9 protein-coding genes are annotated in these 6,589 nt (G+C 30.2%); 1 reads left to right on the plus strand and 8 read right to left on the minus strand.

All coding sequences use genetic code 11. The features are described 5' to 3' along the window. Positions 1–220: 220 nt before the first annotated feature. A complete protein-coding gene (locus C8P67_RS21540) occupies positions 221–1,084 on the minus strand; it encodes a hypothetical protein (RefSeq protein ID WP_115815262.1) in 864 nt (287 codons plus the stop codon). A gap of 183 nt (positions 1,085–1,267) precedes the next feature. Between C8P67_RS21540 and C8P67_RS21545 the strand changes: the two genes are divergently transcribed. Further along, positions 1,268–1,495, plus strand: a complete 228-nt coding sequence (locus C8P67_RS21545; RefSeq protein WP_115815263.1) for a hypothetical protein — start codon at positions 1,268–1,270, stop codon at positions 1,493–1,495. Positions 1,496–1,638: 143 nt separating this feature from the next. Here C8P67_RS21545 and C8P67_RS21550 read toward each other — a convergent pair whose 3' ends face one another. The 7 genes from C8P67_RS21550 to C8P67_RS21580 all read right to left on the minus strand — a co-directional run bounded on the left by C8P67_RS21550 (position 1,639) and on the right by C8P67_RS21580 (position 6,406). Further along, on the minus strand, positions 1,639–1,983 hold the full coding sequence (locus tag C8P67_RS21550; protein ID WP_115815264.1) for a hypothetical protein: 345 nt from the start codon (positions 1,981–1,983) through the stop codon (positions 1,639–1,641). A 241-nt stretch (positions 1,984–2,224) separates the two neighbouring features. After that, positions 2,225–2,836, minus strand: a complete 612-nt coding sequence (locus C8P67_RS21555; protein ID WP_115815265.1) for a hypothetical protein — start codon at positions 2,834–2,836, stop codon at positions 2,225–2,227. Between the two features lie 191 nt (positions 2,837–3,027). Continuing rightward, complete coding sequence (locus C8P67_RS21560) at positions 3,028–3,417, minus strand: hypothetical protein (RefSeq protein ID WP_170141510.1); 390 nt, start codon at positions 3,415–3,417, stop codon at positions 3,028–3,030. A gap of 147 nt (positions 3,418–3,564) precedes the next feature. Continuing rightward, positions 3,565–4,203, minus strand: a complete 639-nt coding sequence (locus C8P67_RS21565; RefSeq protein WP_147298280.1) for a M949_RS01915 family surface polysaccharide biosynthesis protein — start codon at positions 4,201–4,203, stop codon at positions 3,565–3,567. Between the two features lie 271 nt (positions 4,204–4,474). Further along, positions 4,475–4,963, minus strand: a complete 489-nt coding sequence (locus C8P67_RS21570; RefSeq protein ID WP_115815268.1) for a hypothetical protein — start codon at positions 4,961–4,963, stop codon at positions 4,475–4,477. A gap of 251 nt (positions 4,964–5,214) precedes the next feature. Then, complete coding sequence (locus C8P67_RS22015; protein ID WP_147298281.1) at positions 5,215–5,586, minus strand: hypothetical protein; 372 nt, start codon at positions 5,584–5,586, stop codon at positions 5,215–5,217. Positions 5,587–5,770: 184 nt separating this feature from the next. After that, positions 5,771–6,406, minus strand: coding sequence for a hypothetical protein (locus C8P67_RS21580; RefSeq protein ID WP_115815270.1), 636 nt, complete (start codon positions 6,404–6,406; stop codon positions 5,771–5,773). Positions 6,407–6,589 lie beyond the last annotated feature (183 nt).

A 6,589-nucleotide genomic window follows, 5' to 3' on the forward strand; every position in this document is an offset into this window, starting at 1 on the left:
TCGATAATATTATCTGTCCGCATTTTACTATTGATTCTAATTTGATTGCTTTTTATTAACCGTAAATTTGGTAGCCATTACTGGTAACGTTCTGGCACTACAGCGGGTTTGGGACTAAATTAAGGCCATTCTTCGGATTTGCCAAATCATTCAGATACAAAACCATATTTCCATTAAGCCAAATGCCCAAATCCGTTGTAGTGGCTGTTACCTGCTGGTGCTATCTCTCCCAAATATCAATTCCATCTGTTTCCAACGTTATTTTATAGTTAGTTGAGTTTACAATATTGTCAAAGTTACTTTGGTCTATTTCCAATCCATTTAAAAAATGCTCATTTGTTATGTCATTTATGAAAATATTTGGATTAGGATAAAATTCTTTTGTTTTGATTATTTCTAAACCTGATATGAAATGAGGTAATATTCCACCAATAATTGTTAGTTCCTTTTGATAATCATATGGGAGTACTGAGTAATGAGGTAATTTATATTTTTTAATTATATTTCTCTCCATTTGTATCGGTTGCCAACAATGTAAAATTACTTCTTTTGCAAATTTTTCTGCAATTTTATAATCTTTGCTAGTCGAAACAAGATGTGATTTTTTTTTATAATTTATTGAAGCTAATTGATGGAGTAGTGTAAGATAGTAATTCCTTATTGCAATTCTTTCTCGTTGAGTTGCGTTACCAATTTTTTCTAAAAATAATTGTTTATTATTTCTATCTGAGAAGAAGATTTTAAGAGTTATATTTCTCTCAAAAAAAGCAATAGTATGTTTGTTTTTGTTTTTTAAAGAAGTTGTGAAATATTTCATAATATTTTCAAAAACAAAATCATAAGCATCATCAATCTTAAAGTTTTCGTCATTCGTATAATACCTTTGAGCTTTTTCACCAACCATAAATAATCTTTCCAACAAAGTTGGTATGTCTATTTCTTTTTGATCGTAGAATACATTTAGTTTTTCACACAAGTTTTCCATTGAATCACCTCGGTAGATAGGTTTGATTACTCTTTTCTGTGTTAATTCTATTTGCTTCAGTAAAAAATTATTATATCTGAGTAGTTCAATTTTCTTCATTAATTGTCATTTCTGGGGCACTAGCAGGTAACGTATCGGTGATATGTGCGGATTTTCGGAGTTGCACAAGACCATTCTTCCGTTGTGCCTAAATGAACCAAGTACAAACCAATAAAACGATTAATCACTATGCCGAAAATCGCTCATATCACTTGTTATGAGTAGGCTAAATATTTATAAAGTATGGAAATTACATTATCATTAATGAATGACTTTGAAAAAAGAAACAATATTTCTACAACAATTGAAATAAACGGTGATGGTTCTGGAAACTTAAGAGAGTTTTGGGATGAAGAAATTATCAAAGAATTTGACAGCTTAAAATCCTTGAATTTATTTTTATTAAACGGAAAATTAAAATTAGGAGAAGATGGTCGTTCAGTTAGTCCTATTGAGATAGTTGCTCAATAGCTTACTCATAACGTTCTGGCACTACAGCGGGTTTGGGACTAAATTAAGCCCATTCTTCGGATTGGCCAAATGATTCAAATACAAAACCATTTTTCCATTAAGCCAATTGCCCAAATCCGTTGTAGTGGCTGTTACAAGAAGTCTTAATTAATTATTATTTCTTTTTTTATCCAATGAAGTCTGTCATTTTTAGAATAACGTTGACTAATATTTATCATTTCTGCTTTGTCAATCGTATCGATGCATATAAGTCTTGTTTTATTATGATATGAATAGAAAAAATCTTTTGTGATTATGTCTCTTGAAAATGCAAGTTTAATTCCTTGCGCGCTGTATACACTGTCTCCAATAAATATTTCAAACTCCGAAAAAAAATGCTTTTTGATTTTGGTATAATCATCAAGTTCTATATAATAATTTTCAACGTATCCCTTTGGGTTTTTATGACGATTTAGAACTATACGTTTGATTTCGATTGTATCATTCATAGGCTTAAGCACAATGAAGTTTTGTCTTTTACAACTTGAAAAGAGAAAAAGAAATAATATCAATAATGTACAAATTTTAGTCATAAGATTTCTTGTAACGTTCTGGCACTACAGCGGGTTTGGGACTAAATTAAGCCCATTTTTCGGATTTGCCAATTCATCCAAATACAAAACCATCATTCCATTAAGCCAAATACCCAAATCCGTTGTGGTGGCTGTTGGCAGTAGTTGCTTTTTTTCGTTATTTAAATTTTTCCTCAAAACAAGCAAACAAATCTTGAGTCAATGTTTTAATTGTTCCACTTTTGTCGGCTAAAGAATTTTTAAACTCACTTTTACTTTTAGCCTTGCATTTAAAAATAAATTCTCCAGATTCTAAATCGTAAACAGCAATAGTAAAATAAAGAGTTATGTTACCCGACTTATTAATTTTAGTAACTATTTTGCTTTCAATTGCTGAGTGTATATATATTAAATCCGAATTTAGTGTGTTAATTTTAAAATCTTTAATTTCATTTTCCGTTACGTTTGCAAACAAGTTTTTTTCAGATTTCAAATTTTGGTCAAATCCATCTATGAAATTCTTAAACCACGAATTTTTCAAAAATTCATTTCGTAAATTTTGAGAAGTTTTGGTTGTGTCAGCTATTGTGAATCGACCTTGATTTAAATAAAAAGTAAATTGTTCATCAGTTTCTTTGTTAAAAAAGGGAACAAATACTATATTTATTTTATCCTTTTTAGTTTTATATTTTTCGCTTGCAACAGATTTTTGAGAAAATGTGTTTTGTGTAAATAATACAAATAATATCAATATTTTAACTTTTGTTATAATCTTAAAAAAATCATTCATTTTGTTATTGGATTATTTGTTTTTCAAATCTACTTTTCGTGCTAGGCAATTACTGCCAACGTTCTGGCACTACAGCGGGTTTGGGACTAAATTAAGCCCATTCTTCGGATTTGCCAAATCATCCCAAATACAAAACCATTTTTCCATTAAGCCAATTGCCCAAATCCGTTGTAGTAGCTGTTAGCGGTAGATTATTTCAACTTCTTCTTTACAAAGTTATTTTTAAGCGTTTTTTTAGGATCAACAAATATTATTTTGGTAACTGTTATCATAGAAGTTGAAGCTCCTAAGTGTCCGAAATTCCCATTGTTATTTTTCTTTCCAATGATTTTCATAAAAACTCCGTCAAAATTGTCATCGAAAATAACTTTTCGCAAAGAATCAGGCAAAGTTAAATTCTTATCAAACTCAAGCCACATCGGTACATTAAGATTATCTTTAACCGCTTCATAAAAACTTGAATTTTCCCATCCATAAGTATAAAAGCCTTCGATTTGAACGATTTCATAATCGGCTTCAGTTTGCGCGAACAAATTGAATGATAATAAAAGTAATACTATTTTTAGCATAATCTTCTGCATAATTTACCGCTAACGTTCTGGTACTACAGCGGGTTTGGGACTAAATTAAGCCCATTCTTCGGATTTGCCAAATCATTCCAAATACAAAACCATTTTTCCATTAAGCCAATTGCCCAAATCCGTTGTAGTAGCTGTTAGTGGTTGTGCTTATTGCCATTTCTGATTTACGTTTTTATTCCACAATCTTTTTGCGTAATCTCTGTAATAATTTGGTGCTTCATTAAACGCTTTGTCAAAAGTGTATTTTCCACCATCATATTCTTTATCCGAAACTTTCACAAGATTTTGACCTCGCATCGCTAATTTTTGTTTTTCTTGGTACATTATAATTTTCATTTCGCAAGGACTTACATCACCAGTGCAAGCAGTTTTGTACATTATCCAAATTTCCCCAATTCCGTCATTGTTTAAGTCAGTAATAGTCAATGTATTTTTCAAGAAACTAGCTTCAATATCGACGGGACAATCCTTTACGAAATCGTATATTTTCCAATTCTGTTTAATAACGTTTTTGGAACGAATGTAATGATATGCATAAATTTCAGAATCACGGAAGTCATTTTCGGAGTTTTTGGTTTTAAATTCTCCTGTTTCACAAGTCAAGACATAGTTTTCGCCTAATTTATCATTCCAAGTTATTGCGTTTTTAACTTTGCCGTTATATTTTATTTCTTTTGGGATTTTGTTTATAGCAATTTCAGTTATCGCAATTTTATTCTGTCCAATAATTTTTAAAGAACAAAAAACTAAAAAGAAGATAAATTTTGTTTTATTGGGTATTTTCATAAGTTCTTCGTTTCCTAGCATAACCACTAACGTTCTGGCACTACAGCGGGTTTGGGACTAAATTAAGCCCTATTTTCGGATTTGCCAAATCATCCCAAATACAAAACCATCTTTCCATTAAGCCCAATGCCCAAATCCGTTGTAGTGGCTGTTAGCGGTTCGGTTGTTTATTCACAACGTTTGTCGATTCCAATATTGGATTCAGTTCGGCTATGCGTTTCTATATGTTTACCAAGTTTCTACTTTTCGATTTCCTTTTATGATTGATTTTTCACAATTTAGTATTGTTAACCGTTTGTTTTTTATATGGAGCTCTTTTAAAGTTATAAAAATTATTAAGTTCTTTATTATTGAAGGGTGTTTTAAATAGTAATAAGGAATCCTTAATATAGAATTTTTCGTTTTTAAAATTTATATAGCCAGTATTTGGCATACAATCTTTTATTGTCTTTTTGTGATTAGTGCTGGAGTCTTTGTAAGGTGGTCCAAAGAGAAAATTTTCTATAAAGTAGCATCCTTTAGGTTCAAAACTATTTAATACTAAAGTGTCATTAGTAATTTTCCACTTTCCTTTTGATATAGAATGCGAAATACAAGTATAACGATTATATTCAAATGTATTGTTTGAATAGATTGTTAAATTCCCATACATTGATTCCCATCTATTTTGAAAAGCATTTGTATTAATTGCTTGCTTTTTTTCACAACTCAAAAGAATTAGAAAAATTAGAGCAACAATAGTTAAATAATTTTTTTTCATTTCAGCGCATTTTTTTCTGTCAACTGACCGCTAACGTTCTGGTACTACAGCGGGTTTGGGACTAAATTAAGCTCTATTTTCGGATTAGCCAAATCATCCCAAATACAAAACCATCTTTCCATTAAGCCAAATGCCCAAATCCGTTGTAGTGGCTGTTAGTGGCTAGCAACTTTCTTCGTTATCTTATAAATTCTATTCGATACAATTCCAATTTTCTAATGCACTTATTACAAAAATGGCATTCATTTCATTTAATCCAAACTTTTTTGCACATAGTTTACTTTACCATTTTTTAAGGATACGTACAAATACCAATGTAAATAAGGTCCGTGTTTAACTCCAGTTTTGAATTGAAAAGCTTCTTCCCCAAAATATTCACCTTTGATGAATGGTTGTCCAATCAATTCAAACAATTCGGCTTTTGATTTATTGATTAATATTTTGCTTTCAATAATGTCATTAATCATACAAAACCTTGAATTCAAGTCAGAATTCCATAAGTTCTTTTCAAACTTTGTGTTAGTTAAACAAAAAGGTTCTCTCCAATCGCTTGTTAGCCATGAAAATAGTCCAAATCCAATTATACTCAATATTACTATTCCTATGCGTATTTTCGTCTTCATTAATTGGTAGATGTCTTTGTTTGCTGTCGTTAATTGCTTGCCACTAACGTTCTGGCACTACAGCGGGTTTGGGACTAAATTAAGCCCTATTTTCGGATTTGCCAAATCATCTCAAATACAAGACTATCTTTGCATTAAGCCAAATGCCCAAATCCGTTGTAGTGGCTGTTGGCAGTAGTTCTTGTTATTCAAATTGTAGGTTTATATTTTTTATTTTTAGTTCATTTTCAAATTCAATTCTTGTAAATGGCCCAAATCGAGTGTTATCTAACTTATTGATAATCCAATAATTGATTTTATTTCTTAATATTTTTTTATAAAACATATCGTTTTTTAAAATACTATCTACGACTTCTTCTATTTTTAAATTTTTGTCATAATAGTTTTCTTTTAAACCATTTTTTTTAAATCTATAATAAATTAGACTATCAGATTTTATAGAATTTACAATACTTGGCGTGGTTATTTTTTCATAATCTTTATCATTACGCTCTTTTAAAAATCCATCATAAATTATTAGTCTAGTTCTTAAATCTTCTCTAACCAATTTTTTATAACTTGAAATTTTAGGAGTTTGTTTTGCAATTATGAATTTGTCATTGAATTTATAATCTATAACTTTTGAATATATTTCAGTATCAGTATATAAATTAGTTGGAACAATACATTTATTATCTCTAATCACATAATCACTTCCTAAATCTATCGATTTATTGTTATCGGGAAAAATACTTCCAATAAAGACTAAAAAAGAAAATAATTGTCTTTGTAACCAATTCATATGTTTTTTTTCTTCAATTTTTAGGCGAATTACTGCCAACGTTCTGGCACTACAGCGGGTTTGGGACTAAATTAAGCCCATTCTTCGGATTTGCCAAATGATTCCAAATACAAAACCAACTTTCCATTAAGCCAATTGCCCAAATCCGTTGTAGTGGCTGTTATGGGCTGTCTATATTCGTTTGTATTCACTTCCAAAGCTTGTTTTTCGTGTGTCACCAAT

It is taken from the genome of Flavobacterium aquicola, assembly GCF_003385115.1.
GTDB classification, from domain to species: Bacteria; Bacteroidota; Bacteroidia; order Flavobacteriales; family Flavobacteriaceae; genus Flavobacterium; species Flavobacterium aquicola.

Bases quoted from the DNA above. Each gene is read 5' to 3' on its own strand.
- C8P67_RS21550 (WP_115815264.1), bottom strand. From the start codon at position 1,983: ATGAATGATACAATCGAAATCAAACGTATAGTTCTAAATCGTCATAAA.
- C8P67_RS21540 (WP_115815262.1), bottom strand. From the start codon at position 1,084: ATGAAGAAAATTGAACTACTCAGATATAATAATTTTTTACTGAAGCAA.
- C8P67_RS21565 (WP_147298280.1), bottom strand. From the start codon at position 4,203: ATGAAAATACCCAATAAAACAAAATTTATCTTCTTTTTAGTTTTTTGT.
- C8P67_RS22015 (WP_147298281.1), bottom strand. From the start codon at position 5,586: ATGAAGACGAAAATACGCATAGGAATAGTAATATTGAGTATAATTGGA.
- C8P67_RS21570 (WP_115815268.1), bottom strand. From the start codon at position 4,963: ATGAAAAAAAATTATTTAACTATTGTTGCTCTAATTTTTCTAATTCTT.
- C8P67_RS21555 (WP_115815265.1), bottom strand. From the start codon at position 2,836: ATGAATGATTTTTTTAAGATTATAACAAAAGTTAAAATATTGATATTA.
- C8P67_RS21545 (WP_115815263.1), top strand. From the start codon at position 1,268: ATGGAAATTACATTATCATTAATGAATGACTTTGAAAAAAGAAACAAT.
- C8P67_RS21560 (WP_170141510.1), bottom strand. From the start codon at position 3,417: ATGCAGAAGATTATGCTAAAAATAGTATTACTTTTATTATCATTCAAT.